The sequence below is a fragment of the Amycolatopsis sp. NPDC049253 genome, assembly GCF_040678995.1.
Taxonomy (GTDB): domain Bacteria; phylum Actinomycetota; class Actinomycetes; order Mycobacteriales; family Pseudonocardiaceae; genus Amycolatopsis.
Genome location: NZ_JBFAQX010000018.1, coordinates 26,032 through 46,548, shown reverse-complemented (window position 1 = coordinate 46,548; position 20,517 = coordinate 26,032). Strand labels below are relative to the sequence as shown.

General features: G+C 71.8%; 21 protein-coding genes and 1 pseudogene. 19 read left to right on the top strand and 3 right to left on the bottom strand.

The features are described from left to right. Positions 1-51 precede the first annotated feature (51 nt). The gene (locus AB0K15_RS32075) at positions 52-750 is read left to right on the top strand and encodes a flavin reductase family protein (RefSeq protein WP_364058843.1); all 699 of its coding nucleotides are present in this window, start codon (positions 52-54) and stop codon (positions 748-750) included. A 21-nt stretch (positions 751-771) separates the two neighbouring features. Here the strand turns inward: AB0K15_RS32075 and AB0K15_RS32070 are convergent, their stop codons facing one another. Further along, on the bottom strand, positions 772-1,719 hold the full coding sequence (locus AB0K15_RS32070; protein ID WP_364058840.1) for a hypothetical protein: 948 nt from the start codon (positions 1,717-1,719) through the stop codon (positions 772-774). Between the two features lie 184 nt (positions 1,720-1,903). Between AB0K15_RS32070 and AB0K15_RS32065 the strand changes: the two genes are divergently transcribed. The 9 genes and pseudogenes from AB0K15_RS32065 to AB0K15_RS32025 all read left to right on the top strand — a co-directional run bounded on the left by AB0K15_RS32065 (position 1,904) and on the right by AB0K15_RS32025 (position 9,865). Then, positions 1,904-2,395: a helix-turn-helix domain-containing protein gene (locus tag AB0K15_RS32065; RefSeq protein WP_364058837.1), complete on the top strand. Its 492-nt coding sequence runs from the start codon at positions 1,904-1,906 to the stop codon at positions 2,393-2,395. A gap of 165 nt (positions 2,396-2,560) precedes the next feature. Then, positions 2,561-3,067, top strand: coding sequence for a DinB family protein (locus tag AB0K15_RS32060; protein WP_364058834.1), 507 nt, complete (start codon positions 2,561-2,563; stop codon positions 3,065-3,067). Between the two features lie 83 nt (positions 3,068-3,150). Beyond that, positions 3,151-4,080 carry a 2-dehydropantoate 2-reductase gene (locus tag AB0K15_RS32055; RefSeq protein ID WP_364058831.1) on the top strand — a complete coding sequence of 310 codons (930 nt, stop codon included), beginning with the start codon at positions 3,151-3,153 and terminating at the stop codon, positions 4,078-4,080. Positions 4,081-4,372: 292 nt separating this feature from the next. Beyond that, complete coding sequence (locus AB0K15_RS32050; protein WP_364058828.1) at positions 4,373-5,221, top strand: ESX secretion-associated protein EspG; 849 nt, start codon at positions 4,373-4,375, stop codon at positions 5,219-5,221. A 55-nt stretch (positions 5,222-5,276) separates the two neighbouring features. Beyond that, positions 5,277-5,666, top strand: a complete 390-nt coding sequence (locus AB0K15_RS32045; RefSeq protein ID WP_364059156.1) for a hypothetical protein — start codon at positions 5,277-5,279, stop codon at positions 5,664-5,666. Between the two features lie 10 nt (positions 5,667-5,676). Continuing rightward, a complete protein-coding gene (locus AB0K15_RS32040) occupies positions 5,677-7,599 on the top strand; it encodes a hypothetical protein (protein WP_364058825.1) in 1,923 nt (640 codons plus the stop codon). A 7-nt stretch (positions 7,600-7,606) separates the two neighbouring features. After that, positions 7,607-7,897: pseudogene (locus AB0K15_RS32035) on the top strand (type VII secretion target); the annotation flags it as partial. A 364-nt stretch (positions 7,898-8,261) separates the two neighbouring features. Then, the gene (locus AB0K15_RS32030; protein WP_364058822.1) at positions 8,262-8,849 is read left to right on the top strand and encodes a YbaB/EbfC family nucleoid-associated protein; all 588 of its coding nucleotides are present in this window, start codon (positions 8,262-8,264) and stop codon (positions 8,847-8,849) included. A gap of 353 nt (positions 8,850-9,202) precedes the next feature. Next, entirely contained in the window at positions 9,203-9,865 is a 663-nt protein-coding gene (locus tag AB0K15_RS32025; RefSeq protein WP_364058819.1) for a DUF4190 domain-containing protein, read from the top strand. Between the two features lie 61 nt (positions 9,866-9,926). On the opposite strand, the gene AB0K15_RS32020 is transcribed toward AB0K15_RS32025, so the two are convergent. Together AB0K15_RS32020 and AB0K15_RS32015 are read right to left on the bottom strand one after the other, a co-directional pair. Then, complete coding sequence (locus tag AB0K15_RS32020) at positions 9,927-10,559, bottom strand: nitroreductase family protein (protein ID WP_364058817.1); 633 nt, start codon at positions 10,557-10,559, stop codon at positions 9,927-9,929. 63 nt (positions 10,560-10,622) lie between these two features. After that, positions 10,623-11,204, bottom strand: coding sequence for a TetR/AcrR family transcriptional regulator (locus AB0K15_RS32015; RefSeq protein ID WP_364058814.1), 582 nt, complete (start codon positions 11,202-11,204; stop codon positions 10,623-10,625). Positions 11,205-11,325: 121 nt separating this feature from the next. Here AB0K15_RS32015 and AB0K15_RS32010 point away from each other — a divergent pair, with 121 nt between their 5' ends. From AB0K15_RS32010 to AB0K15_RS31970, 9 genes are read left to right on the top strand one after another with little or no spacing between them, the layout of a single operon-like run. Then, on the top strand, positions 11,326-12,942 hold the full coding sequence (locus tag AB0K15_RS32010) for an ATP-dependent acyl-CoA ligase (RefSeq protein WP_364058811.1): 1,617 nt from the start codon (positions 11,326-11,328) through the stop codon (positions 12,940-12,942). Positions 12,943-12,958: 16 nt separating this feature from the next. Continuing rightward, a complete protein-coding gene (locus tag AB0K15_RS32005) occupies positions 12,959-13,708 on the top strand; it encodes an enoyl-CoA hydratase-related protein (RefSeq protein ID WP_364058808.1) in 750 nt (249 codons plus the stop codon). A 39-nt stretch (positions 13,709-13,747) separates the two neighbouring features. Then, entirely contained in the window at positions 13,748-14,236 is a 489-nt protein-coding gene (locus AB0K15_RS32000; RefSeq protein WP_364058805.1) for a MaoC family dehydratase, read from the top strand. Then, the gene (locus AB0K15_RS31995; protein ID WP_220241301.1) at positions 14,233-14,679 is read left to right on the top strand and encodes a MaoC/PaaZ C-terminal domain-containing protein; all 447 of its coding nucleotides are present in this window, start codon (positions 14,233-14,235) and stop codon (positions 14,677-14,679) included. Before AB0K15_RS32000 ends, AB0K15_RS31995 begins: the two co-directional genes overlap by 4 nt. Continuing rightward, positions 14,676-16,193 (top strand): acyl-CoA carboxylase subunit beta, encoded by a 1,518-nt coding sequence (locus AB0K15_RS31990; protein WP_364058802.1) that lies wholly within the window; start codon positions 14,676-14,678, stop codon positions 16,191-16,193. Before AB0K15_RS31995 ends, AB0K15_RS31990 begins: the two co-directional genes overlap by 4 nt. A 10-nt stretch (positions 16,194-16,203) precedes the next feature. Continuing rightward, positions 16,204-17,028 (top strand): CoA ester lyase, encoded by an 825-nt coding sequence (locus AB0K15_RS31985; RefSeq protein WP_364058799.1) that lies wholly within the window; start codon positions 16,204-16,206, stop codon positions 17,026-17,028. Next, positions 17,028-17,951, top strand: a complete 924-nt coding sequence (locus AB0K15_RS31980; RefSeq protein ID WP_364058796.1) for an LLM class flavin-dependent oxidoreductase — start codon at positions 17,028-17,030, stop codon at positions 17,949-17,951. Before AB0K15_RS31985 ends, AB0K15_RS31980 begins: the two co-directional genes overlap by 1 nt. Next, positions 17,944-19,683, top strand: coding sequence for a biotin carboxylase N-terminal domain-containing protein (locus tag AB0K15_RS31975; protein ID WP_364058793.1), 1,740 nt, complete (start codon positions 17,944-17,946; stop codon positions 19,681-19,683). The genes AB0K15_RS31980 and AB0K15_RS31975 overlap by 8 nt, the downstream gene beginning before the upstream one ends. 44 nt (positions 19,684-19,727) lie before the next feature. Beyond that, on the top strand, positions 19,728-20,507 hold the full coding sequence (locus AB0K15_RS31970) for an SDR family NAD(P)-dependent oxidoreductase (protein ID WP_364058790.1): 780 nt from the start codon (positions 19,728-19,730) through the stop codon (positions 20,505-20,507). Positions 20,508-20,517 lie beyond the last annotated feature (10 nt).

Genomic DNA, 20,517 nt, shown 5'->3' with positions numbered 1-20,517 from the left:
ACGTCCGTTTCCCGCCAGCCGTGGGCGGCCAAGGCGCGCAGACTGGGAGACGTGAACACGACGTTTCCCTTGCACACGGCCATCGAGCCCGGAATCCTGTACTTCGGCACCCCCGTGGTGCTGATCTCGACGACCAATGAGGACGGTTCGGCGAACCTCGCCCCGATGTCCTCGGCGTTCTGGCTCGGCTGGCGAGCCATGCTCGGTCTGGGCGCGCGCTCGAAGACCACCCAGAACCTGCGACGCACGCGCGAATGCGTGCTGAACCTGCCTTCGTCCGCTCTCGCCGCGGCCGTCGACCGGCTCGCGCTCACCACGGGCTCGGACCCGGTGCCGCCGGGCAAGCAGCAGCGCGGCTACTTCCACGTCGCCGACAAGTTCGCCCGTGCGGGCCTCACGCCGGTCCCGTCCGAGACGGTCGCGCCCCCGCGCGTGGGCGAGTGCCCGGTGGCCATGGAGGCCGTCCTCGAGGCCGTCCACCCCTTCGCCGCCGACGACGAGAACCAGCACGGCTCCGTCGTGGGCCTGGAAGTCCGCGTCCAGCGCGTCTTCGTCCACGACGACATCCGCCTGCCCGGCACGGACGACCACGTGGACCCCGACGCGTGGCGCCCGCTGATCATGAGCTTCCAGAAGCTCTACGGCCTGGGCCCGCAGGTGCGCGAGTCGACGCTGGCGTCCATTCCGGAGCGGCTGTACCGAGGTCCGGACATCGACCGAGCGCGGCGGGCGCCGGTCCGGACCACCTGAGAGCTTCCGGAAGCCGAGCGGTCAGCCCGCGGTCCACGCCGCCAGTGCCGGCGCCAGTGCCTTGATCCCCGCGGTCACCGCGGCGCGGCCCTTCGCCGACGACGTCGCGGCCGGCTGCTGCGTCAGGAGCACCACGACGTAGCGGGAGTCGACGATCCCGGTGGTGTTGAGCACGAGCGCCGAGCGCAGGATCATCCAGCCCTGCTTGATCTCCCAGGTCCCGCCGGCCATGCCGTCCGGGATGCCGAAGTACTGCGGGTAGCCGTCGTCGGCGGGCTGGCGCGCGTCGGCCATAGCGGTGAGCAGCGGTCGCGCCGTGGCGTCGGGGACGGTGTCGGTGAGGTAGCGGTAGGTGGTGACCACGTCGTCGGGGCTCATCTTCGTCATGCCCCACTGGCCCGGGTCCGTCGGTTCGAGCGTGTGCGAAAGCCCGATGAGGTCGGCCATCCGCCCGACGATCGCGGTCCCGCCGTCGGCTTCCCAGAGCTTGTCGGCGATGGCGTCGTTGCTGCCGGAGATCATGTCGGCGAGCTCGTCGGCGGTGTCGCCGGCGGGGACCTGCCAGGTGCCGTCGTCGTACAGCGAATCGAGCGCGATGAGCAGCTTCACCACGGAAGCCGTGTAGTACGGGGTTTCGGGGTTGTTCAGCGCGAGGGTCTTGCCCGTCTTCGTGTCGTAGACCGCGAGCCCGACCTTCGTGCCCTTCGACGCCGCGGTCACCGCGTCGACCACGTCGTCGGCCACGGCCGAGGGGTCGGGCAGGGGAGTCGAGGGAGTGGTCGGTGTCGTCGAAGACGTCGGCGGCTCGCTCGTGGTCGGCGGTGCGGGCGAGGACGAGGGCGGCGGCAGCGCCTCCGCCGCGGGCATGGTCGTCACGTGCCGCGTGCCGACCGTGACGACCACCGCCGTCGTGAGGACCGTCGCGGTGAGCCCCGCGGCGGCGAGTGTCCATCTCAGCCGTCTTGCCATACCGGGACAACGCCGCGGACCCCCTGAGTTGCAGCCGATTCCACCTGTCTGTTTCCTGTGTGTTGCTGTGAAGCCCCTGTGTTCGGCCGAACGGCCCAGCGCGCGCCCGCCGCGTGCTACGGTCGGTGCCGGCTTGCACCGCGAAAGGCAGCGAATGCGGTGTGGCAGAAGGAAGGGAGCCGTGATGGCCCGACGTATCCAGTGGTCCGGACACGCGTGCCCGATCGCCCGGGCGGTCGACGTGCTCGGCGAACCGTGGACGCTGCTGATCCTGCGCAACGCGACCACGGGCACCGCGCGCTTCGACGAGTTCCGCGACGAGCTCGGCATCGCCGACAACGTGCTCACGACCCGGCTCGCCAAACTGACCGACGCGGGGCTGCTCGCGCGCGTGCCCTACCGTGACGGCGGCCGCACCCGCCACGAGTACCGCCTCACGAAGGCCGGTGCCGACGCGCTGCCGGTGCTGCTGTCCCTCGCCGAGTGGGGCGACGAGCACACCCGCTCCGATCCGCCCGCCCAGCGCATGCTGATCGTCCACGGCGCCTGCGGGGCGCGGACCCGCCCCGGCACGCTGTGCGACGAGTGCGGGGAACCGATGCGCCGCGAGGACATGCTCTGGTACCGGCCGTGGCGCTCGCCAGAACCCGTGCCGCTCGCCGAACCCGTGAGCTGACCGGCGGCGCGGGCGCTACCGCTGTTCCGCGAGTTCCCCCGCAGTGGCCATCCTCAGTGGACCGTCCACACAGGACGATCAGGGTGACGTCCGTGTGCCGGGCGCGATGGGCGCGAGCGTGCCGGTAACCTGAGCCCGGACGTGCCACCGGGTGAAGGGGGAGCCGTGGCGACGGAACGGATCGGGCCGCCGGCGATCGCGGGGGAGCGGGAGATGCTGCGCGCGTTCCTCGACTTCCACCGCGCGACGCTCGCGATGAAGTGCGACGGCCTCTCCGACGAGCAGCTGCGGCGGCAGTCGATGCCGCCTTCGACGCTGTCGCTGCTGGGGCTCGTGCGGCACCTGGCCGAGGTCGAGCGCGCCTGGTTCCGCCGGGTGATCGACGGCGAGGACGTGCCGCTCGTCTGGTCGGCCGAGGGCGACTACCAGGTCGCCTACGACGCCGCCGACGGCACGCGCGCCGAGGCCTTCGCCGCGTGGCAGGCCGAGGTGGAGCACTCGCGGCGGATCGAGGCGGCCGCCGAGTCGCTCGACGTCGTCGCGTACAGCGCGCGGTGGGGCGAGGACGTCTCCCTGCGGATGGTGATGCTGCACCTGATCCACGAGTACGCCCGGCACAACGGCCACGCCGACTTCCTGCGCGAGGGTGTCGACGGCGTCGTCGGTGTCTGAACCTCACCGCACCCCACCGCCCGAGGTGTGAGAGCGCCGACCCTGGCTCGTCCCGGGCAAGTCAGGGGCCTACTGTCGGACGGGTGACGAGCGCGAAACGAATCCTGGTGGTGGGTGCCGGCGCGACCGGCGGGCTCTTCGGCGGCCGGCTGGTGCAGGCCGGTCGTGACGTGACCTTCCTGGTGCGCCCCGGGCGAGCGGCCGCGCTGATGGAGCGCGGCCTGCGGATCACGGGGCTCGGTGAAGAGACGGTGCTCACTCCGAAGCTCGTGCGCGCCGGCGAGCTCACCGAGCCGTACGACCTCGTGCTGTTCACGGTCAAGGCCGCGGGCCTCGAGCAGGCGATCGAGGACGTGGCGCCGGCGGTCGGGCCGGGCACCCTCGTGCTGCCGGTGCTCAACGGGCTGCGCCACATCGACGCGCTCGTGGCCCGCTTCGGCGAGGAGCGGGTGCTCGGCGGCGTCGCGATCGTGATGACCACTGTGGACGGTGCGGGCGACATCCGCCGCCTGTTCGACCTCCAGTCGCTGACCTACGGCGCCCGCACCGGGCCGGCGCCGGCCGGGCTCGCCGAGGCGCACGAGCTCCTCTCGGGTGCGGGCTTCGACACGGTGCTGTCCCCGGACATCACGGCGGCGATGTGGGCGAAGTGGGTGTTCATCGCCTCGATCGGGGCCGTGACCTCGCTCATGCGCGGCACCGTCGGCGACGTCGCCGGGCAGCCGGGCGGGATCGCCTTCGCCGAGGCCGTGGTCGCCGAGTGCGCGGCCGTCGCGGCGGCCGCCGGGTACCCGCTGGCGGCGGCCGCCCTGGAGAACGCCCGCAGCACCGTGACCGAAGTCGGGTCCCCGCGCGCGCCCTCGCTCTACCGCGACCTCACGGCCGGGCTGCCGGTGGAGGGCGAGCAGATCTTCGGCGACCTCGTGGACCGGGCGCACGCGCTGGGGGTGTCCGTACCACTGCTGGAACTGGTCCGGCTGAACCTGCGCGTGTACCAGTCACGGCTGGGCTGAACCTCCCGGACGAACCCTGGGTCAGCGCCCCCGGGAGAGGTCCGCGAACTTTTTCCGGACCATGGTGAACCGAATCGGCTCCGGCCCACGTGATGGGTGCGGAAGGGCGCGACGGCCGTGCCCGGGTTGACACGGACGGATGGTCTTTCGGGCACCGGTTCGAGTGGTGATTTCCCGCCACACCAGGACTGCTACGCTCCGATCAGTGACATCTGCGCCCCTTTTGGCGCAGGTGTCCGGACCGCGGCGCAGCGCCGTGCACGACCCGCCGTGGGGAAGGAAGCTCTCGGGTATGGCGGACAGGTTCGAGTTCGTTCTCGACGTCTTCGAAGCTCTTGTGGTCAGCCAGGCAACCGGCGGTGACATCCGCCAGTACCCGTTGCGGATCGGCACGGTGCCTTCGGATCCCATCCGGTTCGTCCGCGTGGCGACCCAGGTCTACCGGGCGATGGAGGACAAGCGGCTCTCCACCCACGGTGAGCTCAGCCCCCACGTGCAGACGGCGTTCGGGCTGCTCGCCCGGCCGCGCGTCTCCGTCGCGGTGGCCGGGGTCGACGGTGTCGGCGCCGACATCGCGGTGCTCGCCCTCAGTGACGGCAGGCAGGCGCTCGGGATCACGCAGAACCCGCGCACCGACGAACTGCTGTTCTCCCTCTTCGCCGACGAGGACCTCGTCGACGTCGTCACCGGCGTGCTGCCCCCGGCGCGCGCCGCGACGACCGGTGCCCACACGGTGAACCGGCAGGCGACGCGCGCCGTGTCCGCGATGACCGCGCGGCGCATCGCCGAGGCGGCCGAGGACGAGGAGGAGACGGACGCGTTCGGGATGATCGAGGTCCGCGGGACCGTTCGGCCCGGCCGCACGGACCCCCGCGTCACGCCGACGCCCGGCAGCACCGAGGTGCTCGAGCGTGTCATGGCCGCGCCGCGTCTCGGCGGCGGCCACGTCACCGTCACCGGCTGGGGGCGCCACGGCGAGCTGCGCGCGGCCGACCCGCTCAGCTGGCTCGACACGCAGGACGGCCGCTACCTGGTCCACACCACCAACGGCGAGGCCGGTGACCTGAGCGCGGACTACGTCCCCGCAGGGCGGTCCGAGGTCGCCCGCGCCGTGCAGAACGCCATCGCCGCCGTCTACTGACGCGCGCACCGAAGAGGAGGGAGATCCGGTGGCCGACGACGCGACCCCGGCGAAGATGACCGCGCGTGAGCTGACGCCGCAGTTGTCCGGGACCGAGCTGAAGCGATTGGCGCAGACCGGCAGTTTCGCGGTGGACGACACCACCGGCAACCAGATGATCGAAGCGCTCGAAGGTGTGATCGACACCCTTCAGGCGCGGTGGGACGCTTTGCAGAAGCTGGGCACGGCCCCGGCTCTGTCGGCCACGGCGACCGGTCAATGGGTGTCGAACCACATGCTCAACACCGCCAGTGACGCCCAGGGCCTGCTCACGCAGCTGCAGGCGGCCCGCGACGAGTTCCCGACGTACGTCGAGGCGATCAAGCTGGCGAAGCAGAACTACAGCAACACCGAAGCCGGAACGCGCGACACGATCAAGCGCCTTCCCGTCGACGAGCTGACCTGAGGAGGATCTCGTGGCCACGACAACCGACACGTCCACCTCGGCGGTCTCCGACCCGTCGTCACCGGACTACGACCCGCACAGCCCCTACTACGACGTGACGGCGGACTCGTCGTCGAAGTACTTCGTCGGCCCGGTCAAGCCGGACGACGTCGCCTCCGGTGACCAGATCCGGGCCGAGGCCACCAAGGAGATCGACGACGAGATCGCCAAGGGCTGGCTCGGCCCCGTCGTCGACCCGAAGACGCGCAACGACAAGATCCAGGAGCTCTACGAGCAGCGGCTCGTGGAGGCGAAGTCCGGCCTCGACGGCGGTCTTCAGCTGCGCCAGACCGACGGCGCGCCCTACACCGACTGGTCGCAGGCGACGCACGAGCAGATGCAGCAGGCGATCACCCAGCAGGCGAACTCGGGCACCGTGGCCGAGTCGTCGGAGGAGTGGGTGCGGGTCGGCAACGACCTGGCCACGCACCAGCAGAACCTCGCGCAGGCGATCAACGCCAGCACGAGCAACTGGCAGGGCGCCGGCGGCGACGCGGCGCGCGAGCACCTCGCGAACGTCGGCAAGTGGCTCGGCACCACCGCCCAGGGCGCGACCCTGGCCGGGCGCCAGCAGGAGATCCACTCGCAGGCGCTGAACGAGACGCAGATCGCGATGGCCGCGAACCCGCCCGTGCAGTTCAACGTGCAGGAAGCCAACGCGCAGCTGCAGCAGATCAAGGACCCCACCGAGTACGCCGCGCAGGCGTCCAAGGCGATGGCGACCTTCACCGAGCAGCAGGCCGCGCGCCAGCAGGCCGCGCAGCTGATGACGCAGTACGACCACACGATCGGCTCGGCCGTCGTGACGCCGGCGTTCGCGGCTCCGCCGAAGCTGCCGGGCTCGACCGGCGCGAACGGCGGCGGTGCGAGTGGCGCCGGTGGCGGTACCGGGAGCCAGGTTCGTCCGGTCGGCCTGGACGGGCAGCCCCTCGGTCCCGACGGGCAGCCGATCGGCGGGTCAGGGGCCGGTGCCGGCGGTGGCGCGGGTGGTGGTGCCGGTGGCGGGGCGGGCGGCTTCAACCCGCCTCCGCTCGACTTGGCCGAGGGCACGGGCGGCGCCGGTGGTGGCGCCCTTGGCGGTGGCTCGGGAAGCGGCGCCAGCGGCGGTGCGGGTGGTGGTGGCGGCTTCAACCCGCCTCCGCTCAACGTTCCTGACAGTCCGGGCGGTGGTGGCCTCGGCGGTGGTGGACTGGGCGGCGGCTCCGGCCTGCCTGACGACGAGACCACGAAGACGTCGGGCTTCACGCCCCCGCCGCTGAACGTGCCCGACGGGCCCGGCGGTACCGGGATCGGCGGCGGTGGCGGCTTCAACCCGCCCCCGTTCAACCCGGGCGGTGGCGCCGGTGGCGGTGGCCTGGGCGGCGGCTCGGGTTCCGGCGCGGGCTTCACCCCGCCGCCGTTCAACCCCGGCACGGGCGTCGGCGGCGGCTCGCTCGGCGGTTCCGGTGGCGGCATCGGCGGGGGATCGGGCAAGATCCCCACCATCGGCCGTGGTGGCGGCATCAACGGCGAGAGCATCAGCAGCCGCCTCGGCGGTGGCGGTGGCGGTGGTGCCGGTGGCGGGGTCGGCGGCATCGGTGGTGGCGCCGGTATCAAGGGCGCGGGCCTCGGTGGCGCGGGCTCCGCGACGGGCGCGGGCGCCGGTTCCGGTGCCGCGGCGACCGAAGAGGAGCTGGCGGCGCGAGGCGGTGCCGCACAGGCGGGCGCCAAGGGCGCGGCCGGTTCGCCGGGCATGGGCGGCATGGGTGCCGGCCAGAAGGGCGGCAAGGGCCCGGAGGACAAGGAGCACAAGATCGCCGACTACGTGGAGTCGGACGACCCGAGCTTCTTCGCCGCGGACGAGGTCGTCGCGCCGCCGGTGATCGGCGACTGGAAGAACAAGGACTGGAAGTGAGGCGGGGATGACCAGCGGAGGCTTCGACGTCGAACCCGACGAGCTGACGGCACACGCCAGCCACCTCGACGGGCTCGTGGACAGGCTGAACAACGCCGTGCAGGCGGCGGACTACGCGTTGAGCGACGACGCCTACGGCCTGCTGTGCGCGTTTCTCCCGCCGATCGTGAACCCGACGGGGCAGCAGGCCAAGGACGCGGTGAGCGCCGCGGCCGAGGGCATGCAGACCACGGCGGATAACGTCCGCACCACGGCGCAGGCGTACCTGGACGGCGACTCCCAGGAGGCGCAGCCGTTCCTCAAGCAGCTGTCCAACAGCGACGACGCGGCGGGCCTCACCGGCGGGGGCTCGGACGCCTACTCGTCGGGCAGCTACCCGTCCGGCAGCGAGCCGCTGTCGCCGCGCATCGGCACGACGATCCCGAGCGAGCCGTTGCAGGAGCCGCTGTCGCCGCGCATCGGCACCACGGTGCCGCGGGAGGCCGCGGAGCCGCTCGAGCCCGAGCAGCCGAGGTTCCGCGTCGGCACGACGGTGCCCGAGGAGCCCGTGGTGAACCCGTCGTCGTTCCGGATCGGCACGGTCACCGAGTAGCGGGTGACACCGTGGCGCCCGGCGCCACCCGAACAGTTCAGCAGCAGGCAGATCGAGGAGTACGAACACCATGACCAGTGCGGGAGGGTTGGGTGACCTGATCAGGGACCCCGACGAGGCGATCCGGCGGATGGACGAGTGGGCGGCGGGCTTCGCCCGCAAGGCCGAGCGCTACGCGGCCGCCCAGCAGGAGACCGAACGGCTGCGCCTCACGGCGTCGAGCCCCGACGGCACCGTCAAGGTCACCGTCGGTGCCGACGGGGTCGTGTCCGACCTGGTCTTCGGGTCCAAGACGCGGACCATGCCGCAGGAGGAGCTGGCCCGCATGGTGCTCGACACCATGCGGCGGGCGCAGTCGGGCATCACCCAGCGCGTGGCCGAGGTCATGACCGAGAACCTCGGCGACGAGGACCAGGACACCCGCACCGCACTGCTCGGCAGCCTCCGCAGTCGCTTCCCGGACCTCGAGGAGCCCGAAGACGGCTCGGGCGAGCCGGAGCCCCCCGCGCCGACTCCGCCGCCGGTGCCGCCCGCGCCGCCGGCCGGTGGTGCCGCGACCCCGCCGCCGCCCGCCGCTCCGCCGGGGCCGGCCGGTCCGGCGGGCCCGCGCCGGCCGGGTGGCATCGACCCGGACGAGCAGGACAACAACCCCTGGTGACCGGAGCAGGGGTCCACTGAGGACACCGGCACGGGGCACGCTTCGACAGCCCGGGTGAGCGCGACCGCTCACCCGGGCTGTCTGCTGTGGACGGTCCGCCGGACACGGGAACGTCACGACCTCTGCTCCGTTCGAGTGAAGCGAAGATTCCCGCCGATGACTCACGGTGAGTGTGCGAAGGGGCCATTCGACGGTCGCCAGCTGCGCAAACGGGCGCGAGCATGATCAACAGTGTCCGATTGGTGACCGGACGCGTGGTTGAGGCCTTGTAGCGAAGTAATGGTGGGCGGCGATCGAGGGAGCGACGCGTGACCAAACCGGTCGCGCGGAGTGTCCGTCGAAAGAGGAAACCCGTGTCGTACGCACCCATCCCGCAGATGCCGGCGCCGATGGTTCCGCAGCGAAAGAACGGGCTCGGCGTGGCCGGGTTCGTGCTCGGTCTGGTCGGGCTGGTGTTCGCGTTCATCCCCATCATCGGCGTGATCGCCTGGCCGCTGACGATCCTCGGCGTGATCTTCGGTGTCGTCGGCATCGTGCGGGTGAACAAGGGCGAGGCCGACAACAAGGGCATGGCGATCACGGCCGTCGTGCTGTCGGCGATCGGGCTCGTGATCTGTGTCGTGTGGACGGTCGTGGTCGGCGCGGCGGTGAAGGACGTCGCCGACGGCCTGCCCAAGACGGCCGCGCCGGCGGTTGTCCAGGACGCGGGTGCGGGTGCTCCCGCCGCCGCGGTCTCCGGCGGCGAGCACGCCGTGGTCCTGGAGGTGACGACCGGATCGAAGTCCAATGTGGACTGGAACAGTGGGCTGGCGCAGGGCGCGCAGGCCGTCGTCCCGGGCGGCAAGACATGGAGCCAGACGCTGTCCATGTCCGACCTGAACTTCACCACCGTCACGGCGACCGCGGTCGACCCGCAGCTGGACGGCAAGGACAACACCTGCAAGATCACCGTCGACGGCAAGGTCGTTTCGGAGAACTCCAACGCCTTCGGCGCGGTCTGCACCTACCAGCCGTGATGCGCGAAACGGCCGGGGTGAGCGGTGTGCTCACCCGGGCCGTTCCTGTGTGGATGGTCGGTTACCACTTGTCCCAGTGGGTGACCTCGTCCGGCGCGGGCCGCGACGCCGGGCGGAAGTCGGTGCCCTTCGTGTACGCCAGCGGGGTCAGCACGGCCTGCGCGACGGTCTCGTAGGGGATGCCGAGGACGTCCGCGACCTCCTGCTCCCGGACCACGTGCATGGACGTCCACGCGGTGCCGAGACCGCGGGCGCGGGCCGCCAGCATGAAGCTCCAGGTGGCCGGCAGGACGTTGGAGATGCCCGCCGTGGCGGACGCGCGGTCGGTGCCTTCGTTGCAGGCGAGCACGAGCACCGGCGCTTCGCCCATGTGCTCGCCCAGGTAGTCGGCCGAGCTGGCGACGCGCGACTGCACGCGGTCGCGTTCGGTCTCGCCGGTGTTCTTGCCCGGGTAGCCGGGGGAGGCCTTGTACCCGGCGTAGATGGCGCCGTAGATCTCGCCGATGGCCCGGCGCTTGGCTTCGTCGCGCACGACGACGAAGCGGGCCGTGACGACGTTGGAGCCGGCCGGGGCCTGCAGGGCGAGGGCGACGCACTCGCGGATGAGGTCGTCGGGCACATCGCGGGTGAAGTCGAGGCGCTTGCGCACCGCGCGTGTGGTGGACAGCAGCTGGTCCGGGGAAAGTTCGAGCATGCCGCGATCATAGGACCGTGAGGCGGCGGTGCGCGCCGCGCGAGACCGTGGCCACAGCCGGGTTCAGTGCGCGCGCAGGCCTTCGATCAACAAGTCGGCGAAACGGTCCGCGAGCTCGTCCGTGGTGAGCGACCCGTCGGGCGAATACCAGACATACGCCCAATTCAGGATGCTCGTGAGTGCGATGCCGGCGATGCGCGGGTCGGCTTCGCGGAACTCGCCGGACTCGATGCCTCGCGTGATGATGCGGCGCAGCCCGGTTTCCCAGCGGTCGCGGCTGGCGATCACGGCTTGCTGGCGGGGCTCGCTGAGGTTGCGCCATTCGTGGAAGAAGACGGTGGCGAACTCCTTGTTCTCGCCGATGAGCTTGAGGTCGCGCGCGGCGACCTGGCGCAGCTGCTCGGTGGCGGTGCCGCCGGCGGCGAGGATCTCCTCCATGTCGCGCTCGGAGCGTTCCATGATGCTGTGCACGATCGCCTCGAGCAGGTCCTCCTTGCTCTGGATGTGCACGTAGAGACTTCCGGCGTGCACGCCGACCTCCCGGCCGATGTCGCGCATCGAGGTCCCGTGATAGCCCTTGCGGGCGAACAGGCTCGCGGCGATCTCGACGATGGGCGTGACGTAGTCGGTGGCTCGTTCGGACACCCGCCCATTAGACACTACGGCGAGTGACGAGTCGATGGGCAGACCACGTGCAACAACTGTTTGTTGACCGATCGCGCCCGTACGGTTAGCGTCCGAGGCGAGACTTGGAGGCAGCCCGACGATGCGCTACTACGAGATCGACCAGAGGACCACCGCGCACATCCTCGCCGACAAAGCCGCCCGCGTCGGCGACCGCCCGTTCCTGCACTGGGCGGGGCGCACCTTCACCTACCGCGACCTCGACGAGATGACCAACCGCTACGCCAACGGGTTCGCCGCGCTCGGCGTGTCGCGGGGCGACCACGTGGCCATGATGATGCCCAACGGCCCGGAGTTCCTGTGGACGCTCTGGGGCCTGGGCAAGCTCGGTGCCGTGGCGGTGCCGCTCAACACCGCCGCCAAGGGCGAGCTGCTGCGCTACTTCCTCGACCAGTCCGACTCCACGGCGATCTGCGTGGCCGGCGACCTGCTCGCGCGCGTCGCCGCCGTGCTGCCCGAGGTGCCGGCCGTGCGCATGGTGCTGGGGCTCGGTTCCGACCCGGCGCAGCTGGCCGCGCTCGACGGGGTGACCACGCACGACCTCGCCGACCTCGGTGAGTCCTCGCCCGAACCGCCGCAGCTCGCCGAACCCGTGCGCTGGTACGACCCGCACCTGATCCTCTACACCTCCGGCACCACGGGCCCGTCGAAGGGCGCGATCTGCCCGCAGGCGCAGGGCCACGCCGTGGGTCACCAGATGGCGTCGCTCAACTCCTACCGCCAGGACGACGTGCTCTACACGTGCCTGCCGGTCTTCCACGGCAACGCGCTTTGGTACACGGTGTACGCCGCGCTGTGGGCGGAAGCGTCCGTGGCGCTCTACCCGCACTTCTCGGCCAGCCGGTTCTGGTCGCAGATCCGCGAGTCGAAGGCGACGGTGTTCAACTGCCTCGGCGCGATGGCGAACATCATCTGGCAGCAGCCGCCCTCGGAGCGCGACCGCGACCACTCGGTGCGGATCTGCATGATGGTGCCCAACTCGCGGGAGCTGGCGCAGGGTTTCCTCGAGCGCTACGGCACGCGCGTGACGTCGGTGTACGCCATGACCGAGAACTGCGCGGTCACCGTGTTCAGCCCCGAGGACTCGCCGGAGAAGGTGCCCTCGGCCGGGCGCGTGCGCCCGGACATGAGCGTGCAGATCGTGGACGACGAGGGCCGCGCCGTGCCGGTGGGCGAGGTCGGCGAGATCCGCCTGCGCCCCAACGAACCCGGCATGACCATGCTGGAGTACTACAAGATGCCCGACGCGACGGTCGGGGCCACGCGCGACCTGTGGTTCCACACGGGCGACCGCGGCTGGGTCGACGAAGACGGGTACCTGTTCTTCTCCGACCGCAAGAAGGAAGCCATCCGCCGCCGTGGGGAGAACATCTCCGCCTACGAGGTGGAGACCATCGTCTGCAAGCACCCGGCGATCCTCGAGGCCGCCGCGGTGCCGGTGGCTTCCGAGCTGGGCGAAGACGACCTGATGGTGTACGTGGTGCTCGAAGAGGGCGAGAGCGCCACCTACGAGGAGATCATCGCGTTCTGCGACGAGCGCATGCCCTACTTCATGGTGCCGCGCTACCTGGAGTTCATCGACGGCCTGCCGAAGACGCCGAGCGAGAAGATCGAGAAGTACAAGCTGAAGACCGCCGCCGCGGACCGCGTCGGCGAGCTGTGGGACCGGGAGGCGGCGGGCATTGTCATCAGGAAGTGAGGCGGTCGGGTTCAGTGTGGACGGTCCCGTCGGCCGGATCACGATCGACCGGGAGGCCACGCGCAACGCGCTCAGCCCCGAGGTGATCTCCGGGCTGGACCAGGCGATCACCGCCGCCGGGGACTGCTCGGTGGTCGTGGTGCGCGGGCGGGGCGGGACGTTGTCGGCCGGCGCCGAGCTGAAGTTCCTGCGGTCGGTGCTGGACGACCCGGGCGCGGTGCGCGAGTACATCACCTCGATCGGGGCGACGCTCGACCGGCTGGAAGCCGCGCCGTTCGTGTCCGTCTGCGTGATCGACGGCTACGCGGTGGCGGGCGGCTGCGAGATCATGCTCGCCTGCGACCTCGCCGTGGTCAGCGAAACCGCGCAGATCGGCGACCGGCACCTCGAGTACGGGCTGCTGCCCGGAGCCGGCGGCTCGGTGCGCCTGACCCACGCCGTCGCCCCGGCGATCGCCCGCAGGCTGCTCTACACCGGCGAAATCGTCGACGGCGCCACCGCCGCGCGCTTCGGGCTCGTGAGCAGCGCGGTGCCCGCGGCCGAGCTCGACGACGCCGTCGAAGCGCTCGTCGCGCGCCTGGCCCGGCACGCGCCGGACGCGTTGCGCGGCATGAAACGCCTGCACCGCAAGGCGCTCGCCGACGACCCCGCCGCCGCGATCACCGCGGAGCGGGAGACGTTGCTCGCGCACCTGGCCGGCCCGACCGCGCGGGAGGGGCTGGCCGCGTTCGCCGAGCGGAGAGCGCCGCGGTTCGGCAGTCTCTGACTCAAGATCGCCGGTGGCCCGGCACGGAAAGGTAAAACCATGAGCACAGACACCGATCGCCCGGTCTCGGGCCGGTGGTTCGAACAGCTGGAAGTCGGCACCGTGGTGCAGCACGCGACGCGGCGCACCGTGACCGAGACCGACAACGTCCTGTTCACGACCATGACGATGAACCCGGCGCCGATGCACCTCGACGCCGACTACGCCTCGCGCTCCGAGTTCGGCAAGCCGCTGGTGAACAGCATGTTCACGATCGCGCTGGTGGTCGGGCTCTCGGTGTACGAGCTCACGCTGGGCACGATCGTGGCGCAGCTCGGGATGACCGACATCGAGTTCCCGAAGCCGGTGTTCGCCGGCGACACGATCCGCGTGGAGAGCGAGGTCGTCGAGGCCCGGGCGTCGAAGTCGCGCCCGCGCGCCGGGATCGTCGTGTTCGAGCACCGCGCCTACAACCAGCGCGGCGAACTGGTGTGCCGGGCCAAGCGCACGGGCCTGATGCACCGCCGGCCGGAAGGGGATGCCGCGTGATCACCGAGTACTTCGACCGGATCAAGGTGGGGGACACCCACGTCAGCCGGGCCCGCACGATCACCGAGACCGACATCGTGCAGTTCGCCATGTTCACCGGCGACTGGCACCCGGCGCACACCGATGCCGAGTACTTCGGGGCCGACCCGGTGTTCGGCGGGCGCGTGGCCCACGGTGCGCTGTCGCTGTCGGTCGCGTTGGGCCTGGTCACGTTCTGGCCCGAGGCGATGAAGGCGTTCTACGGCATCGACCGGCTGCGGTTCGTCACGCCGGTGCGCGTCGGCGACACGATCCACGTCGAGACCGAGGTCACCGAGCTGACCCCGCGCGGCGACGGCCGGGGCGTGGTCACCTCCGCGTTCCGGATCCTCAACCAGCGTGGAGAAACCGTGCTCGCGGCGTCGCTGAAGACCCTGGTGGTCACGGAGGAGGCGGCGCGATGAGCGAGGTGACGGCCGAGCTCGAGAAAGCCGAAGAGGCCGCGCTGGCGGGCGGCGACGCGAGCCGCTGGCCGAACAAGCTCCCGGTGCGGGAACGGATCGCGCTGCTGCTCGACCCGGGAAGCTGGGTGGAGGACGGCCTGCTCGCCGACGCGTCGGGCGACGGCCTGCCCGCCGACGGAGTGCTCACCGGCGTCGGCACGGTCGAGGGCCGGCCGGTCGCCGTGATCGCCCACGACTTCTCGGTGAAGGCCGGGTCGTGGGGCGAGCTGACGTGCGAGAAGCAGGTGCGCATCCTGGAGCGCGCCGACCGTGACCTGCTGCCGGTGTTCTACCTCGTCGACTCCGCCGGCGGGCGGCTCACCGACCAGCTCGGCTTCTTCTCCGGGCGGCGCGGGGCGTCGCGGATCTTCCAGCTGCAGGTGAAGCTTTCCGGGCGGGTACCGCAGATCTGCTGCCTGCACGGGCCTTCGGCCGCGGGTGGCGCGTACATGCCGGCGTTCACCGACTGGGTGGGCATGGTCGCGGGCAACGCCTCGATGTACCTGGCCTCGCCGCGTGTCGCGGAGAAGGTCACCGGCGAGCGCACGACGCTGGAGGAGATGGGCGGCGCGGTCATGCACGCCACCGTCTCCGGCTGCGGCGACGAGGTGTTCGACGAGGACTGGCAGGTGATCGCGGCGGCGCGGCTGCTGCTGTCGTACCTGCCCGACGACTGGCGTTCGGCGCCCGCCCGCGCCGAGGCCGTGGCGCCGGAGATCCCGGACTGGCCCGAGGGCCTGATCCCCGAGGACCCCAACGCGGCCTACGACGTGCGCGACGTGATCCTGCGGCTGGTGGACGCCGGCAGCTTCTTCGAGATCAAGTCCGCCTGGGCCGAGGAGATGGTGACGGGGTTCGCGCGTCTCGGCGGGCAGACCGTCGGGCTCGTCGCGAACCAGCCGTCGGTGCGCAGCGGCGCGATCTTCGTGGACTCGGCAGACAAGGCCGCGCGGTTCATCTCGATGTGCGACGCGTACAACGTGCCGCTGGTGTTCCTGCAGGACGTGCCGGGCTTCATGGTCGGCGTCGCGGTGGAGCGGCAGGGGATCATCCGCCACGGCGCGAAGATGGTCGCGGCGATGGCGAGCGCCGAGGTGCCGAAGTTCAGCGTGGTGCTGCGCAAGGCGTATGCGGCCGGCTTCTACGCGATGTGCGCGCCGGGCTTCGAACCACGGGCCACGATCGCGCTGCCGACCGCGACGATCGGCACGATGTCGCCCGAGGCGTCGGCGAACGCGGTGTACGCCAACAAGATCGCGGCGATCGAGGACCCGGCCGAGCGCGAGGCGTTCGTGCAGGCGCGCGTGGCCGAGCAGGCGGCGGACTTCACGCTGCTGCGGCTGGCCGGTGAGCTGCACGTCGACACGGTGGTGAAGCCGGAGGCGCTGCGGGCCGAGCTGCTGGGCCGGCTGCGCGCGGCCGGGAGCTGGGAACGGTCCGGGCACCGTCGCCACCACCTGATCAGCCCGGTGTGAGGGAGCTTTGATGTCGGACGGACTGGTTCCGCGCAGCCTGCTGTTCATGCCGGGCTCGAAAGCCTCGATGATCGCCAAGATCCCGGCGATCGCCCCCGACGCGGCCGTGGTCGACCTCGAGGACGCCGTGCCGGCCGCGCAGAAGGCCGAAGCGCGGGCGACGACCGTGGCCGCACTGGCCGGCTTCGACGCCGGGCCGTCGACGACGGTGCTGGTGCGGGTCAACCCGATCACGTCGCCGTGGTTCGCGGACGACCTGGCCGCGGTGGCTTCGCTGGGCGGCGTCGGCGTGGTGCTGCCCAAGTACGAGCGGCCCGAGGAGATCGAGGCGGTGCGGGCGCGGGTCGGCGCGGACGTGCCGGTGATCGCCGGGCTGGAGACCGTGCGCGGCGTGGCGTTCTGCCGGGAACTGCTGCGCGCGGGGGTCGACTCCGTCTACTTCGGAGCGGAGGACTACATCGCGGACATCGGCGGCGTCCGCACCACCCGCGGGGACGAGGTCCTGTACGCCCGCAGCGAGGTGCGGCTGGCCGCCCATCTGTGCGGGGTGTCCACTGTGGACCAGGCGGTCGTCTCGATCCGTGACGACGACCGGTTCCGCACCGACGCCGAGCAGGGCCGGGCGATCGGCTACACCGGCAAGATCTGCGTGCACCCGCGCCAGGTCGAGCTCGCCCACGAGGTCTTCACCCCGGCCCCGGACGAGGTCGCCCACGCGCGCGCCGTCCTGGCCGCCGCCGACTCCGGCGTCGCGGTGGTCGACGGCCAGATGGTCGACGACGTCCACGTCCGCATGGCGCGCACGGTGCTGGCGCGCGTGCCGGGGGAGGTGTGATGCGCGTCGGGTTGATGTTCCCGCCCGCGGGCGATCCGGGGGAGATCCCCGCGGTCGCGCGCAGGGCCGAGGAAGCCGGGTTCGACTTCTTCTGTTGTGGTGAGCACGTGTTCTTCCACGGGCCGATGACCAACGCCTTCGTCGGGCTCGCCGCGGCGGCCGGGGCGACCGAGCGACTCGGGCTGATGAGCGCGCTCACGATCTTGCCGGTGTATCCGGCGGCGCTGGCGGCGAAGCTCGTGGCGACGCTCGCGACGGTGTCGCGCGGCCGGTTCGAGCTGGGGGTCGGCGTGGGTGGCGAGCATCCGCCCGAGTTCGAGGCCGTCGGCGTCCCGCCGGCCGAGCGCGGCCGCCGGACCGACGAGGCCCTCGAGGTGCTCGACCGGCTGCTCGCCGGGGGCCCGGTGACGTTCCACGGCGAGTTCACGACCATCGAGGATCAGGAGCTCCAGCCGGTGCCCGAACGTCGGCCGCCGGTGTGGGTCGGTGGCCGGCGGCGCGCGGCGATGCGACGGGCCGCGCGGCACGGTGACGGCTGGCTGCCCTACCTGGTCACGCCGGACCGGCTGCGCGACAGCCTGGCGCAGGTGCGGGAGCTGGCCGTGGGGTACGGGCGGCGGCCCGAGGACATTCGCGGCGGTGTGTACCTGTGGTCCAGTGTGGACACCGACGGCGACCGGGCCCGGCGTGAGGTGGTGTCGGCCGTGAGCGGGACCTACCGCCAGGACTTCGAGGGCCACGCCGACCGGTACCTGTTGTTCGGCACGCCGGCGCGCGTGCGTGAGCGGCTGGCGGAGTTCGCCGAGGCGGGTGCGGAGAGCGTGATCTTCGCGCCCGCGTGCGCGGATCACGACCGCGCGATCGACCTGTTCGCCACCGAGGTCCTCCCGGGGATCCGGGAGAGGGGGATGTCCCGTGTCTGAGTTCACCAAGGTCCTGGTCGCGAACCGGGGCGAGATCGCGGTCCGCGTGATCCGTGCCGCTCGCGACGCAGGGCTGGCTTCGGTCGCCGTCTACGCCGATCCCGACGCCCGGGCGCCGCACACCCGCCTCGCCGACGAGGCCTACGCGCTGCACGGCAGCACGGCCGCCGAGTCCTATTTGGACATCGACAAGATCCTCGACGTCGCCAAGGTCAGCGGCGCCGACGCCGTCCACCCCGGCTACGGGTTCCTCTCCGAGAACGCCGACTTCGCCCAGGCCGTGCTCGACGCCGGTCTGGTGTGGATCGGCCCGGGTCCGCAGGCGATCCGCGATCTCGGCGACAAGGTGACCGCACGCAAGATCGCCCGGTCCGTCGGTGCGCCGCTGGTGCCGGGCACCGAGGAGCCGGTGGCGTCGGCCGATGAGGTCGTGGCGTTCGCGCGCGAGCACGGGCTGCCGGTGGCGATCAAGGCGGCGTTCGGCGGCGGGGGCCGCGGGCTCAAGGTCGCCCGGACGCTCGAGGAGATCCCCGAGCTGTTCGACTCCGCCACCCGTGAAGCCGTCGCGGCGTTCGGCCGTGGCGAGTGTTTCGTCGAGCGCTACCTCGACCACCCGCGCCACGTCGAGGCGCAGGTGCTCGCCGACGCGCACGGCACCGTGGTCGTGGCCGGCACTCGCGACTGCTCGTTGCAGCGCCGCCACCAGAAGCTCGTGGAGGAGGCCCCGGCTCCCTTCCTGAGCGACGCGCAGCGCGAGCTGATCCACTCCTCCGCCAAGCAGATCTGCGCGGCGGCGGGATACCTCGGCGCGGGCACCGTCGAGTACCTCGTCGGCACCGACGGCACGATCTCGTTCCTGGAGGTCAACACGCGTCTGCAGGTCGAGCACCCCGTGACCGAGGAGACGACGGGCCTCGACCTCGTGCTGGAGCAGTTCCGCATCGCGCGTGGCGAGCGGCTGGCGCCGGCCGATCCCGAACCGCGGGGGCACGCGTTCGAGTTCCGCATCAACGGCGAGGACCCGGGCCGCGGCTTCCTCCCGACGCCTGGCACCGTCCGCCGCTTCGACGTGCCAGAGGGCCCCGGCATCCGCCTGGACTCCGGCGTCGAGGCGGGCAGTGTCGTGGGCGGGCAGTTCGACTCGATGCTGGCCAAGCTGATCGTCTCCGGGCCCGACCGCGCGACGGCCCTGGCCCGCAGCCGCCGCGCGCTGGCCGAGCTGGAGGTGGAGGGCCTCGCGACCGTGGTGCCGTTCCACCGCGCCGTGGTGCGCGACCCGGCGTTCACGGCCGAGGACGGGTTCACCGTCCACACGCGCTGGATCGAGGAGGACTTCGCCGACATCCTGCCGGAGTACTCGGCCGAGCCCGCCGACGACGGCAAGGTGTCGATCTCCGTCGGCGGCCGCGCCCTGCGGGTGTCCCTGCCCGGTCTGTCCGAAGTGGGCGCCCGGGCCGACGAGATCCGCGCGGCTTCCGCGGCGGTGGCGCTCCGTCCGCGCGCGACGGCCGTGTCCGGCGACGCGGTGACCACGCCGATGCAGGGCACGGTCGTGAAGCTCGCCGTGGCCGAAGGCGACTCCGTCGAGGCCGGCGACCTCATCGCCGTGGTGGAGGCGATGAAGATGGAGAACCCGGTGAAGGCGCACAAATCCGGCGTGGTCACGGGGCTCGCGGTGACCGTCGGCGACAGCCGGGCCCAGGGCGAGGTGCTCTGCGAGATCTCCGGGTAAGGTCCACCGGGGATTTTCTGTTGCTACGACAGGGGAGCGGGCTCGTGGATCTCGGAATCGCCGGCCGCACGGCCGTGGTGTGCGCGTCGACCCAGGGCCTCGGGCGGGCCTGCGCGGTGGAGCTCGCCCGGGCGGGCTGCACCGTCGTCGTCAACGGACGCTCGGAGGACTCGACGCGCGCCGCCGCCGGTGAGGTCGCCGCGGAGACGGGCGCCACCGTGGTGCCCGTGGCGGGCGACCTCGGCGACCACGCCGTGCAGGCCGCGCTGCTCTCCGCCGCCGGACCGGTCGACATCCTGGTGAACAACAACGGCGGCCCGCCGTTCCGCGACTTCCGCGAGGTCGACGAGGAAGCGCTGTTCGCCGGCGTGCGCGCCAACATGGCCACGCCGATCCGGCTGGTACAGCAGGTCGTCGACGGCATGGTGGCGCGCCGGTTCGGCCGGATCGTGAACATCACGTCCGGCTCGGTCAAGATGCCGCTCGCCGGGCTCGACCTCTCCAGCGGCGCGCGGGCGGGCCTCACCGGATTCCTCGCCGGCGTCGCCCGGTCCGTGGCCCACGCCAACGTGACGATCAACTTCCTGCTGCCCGGCTCGTTCGACACCCGCCGTCTGCGTTCGGGCCAGGAAGCGGCGGCCGCGAACGCGGGCGTGACGCCGGAAGTCGTCGCGGACGGGCAGCGCGCGTCGATCCCCGCCCGCCGGTTCGGCGAGCCCGCGGAGTTCGGCGCGGCGTGCGCCTACCTGTGCTCGGCGCAGGCCGGGTTCGTCACCGGCCAGAGCCTGCTCATCGACGGCGGGGCGTACCCGGGCGTGCTCTGACGCCCGGGCC

Coding starts and splice junctions, on each gene's coding strand:
- AB0K15_RS32070 (WP_364058840.1), bottom strand. CDS start 1,719: ATGGCAAGACGGCTGAGATGGACACTCGCCGCCGCGGGGCTCACCGCG.
- AB0K15_RS32065 (WP_364058837.1), top strand. CDS start 1,904: ATGGCCCGACGTATCCAGTGGTCCGGACACGCGTGCCCGATCGCCCGG.
- AB0K15_RS32050 (WP_364058828.1), top strand. CDS start 4,373: ATGGCGGACAGGTTCGAGTTCGTTCTCGACGTCTTCGAAGCTCTTGTG.
- AB0K15_RS32045 (WP_364059156.1), top strand. CDS start 5,277: ATGACCGCGCGTGAGCTGACGCCGCAGTTGTCCGGGACCGAGCTGAAG.
- AB0K15_RS32030 (WP_364058822.1), top strand. CDS start 8,262: ATGACCAGTGCGGGAGGGTTGGGTGACCTGATCAGGGACCCCGACGAG.
- AB0K15_RS32020 (WP_364058817.1), bottom strand. CDS start 10,559: ATGCTCGAACTTTCCCCGGACCAGCTGCTGTCCACCACACGCGCGGTG.
- AB0K15_RS32010 (WP_364058811.1), top strand. CDS start 11,326: ATGCGCTACTACGAGATCGACCAGAGGACCACCGCGCACATCCTCGCC.
- AB0K15_RS32000 (WP_364058805.1), top strand. CDS start 13,748: ATGAGCACAGACACCGATCGCCCGGTCTCGGGCCGGTGGTTCGAACAG.
- AB0K15_RS31990 (WP_364058802.1), top strand. CDS start 14,676: ATGAGCGAGGTGACGGCCGAGCTCGAGAAAGCCGAAGAGGCCGCGCTG.
- AB0K15_RS31985 (WP_364058799.1), top strand. CDS start 16,204: ATGTCGGACGGACTGGTTCCGCGCAGCCTGCTGTTCATGCCGGGCTCG.
- AB0K15_RS31980 (WP_364058796.1), top strand. CDS start 17,028: ATGCGCGTCGGGTTGATGTTCCCGCCCGCGGGCGATCCGGGGGAGATC.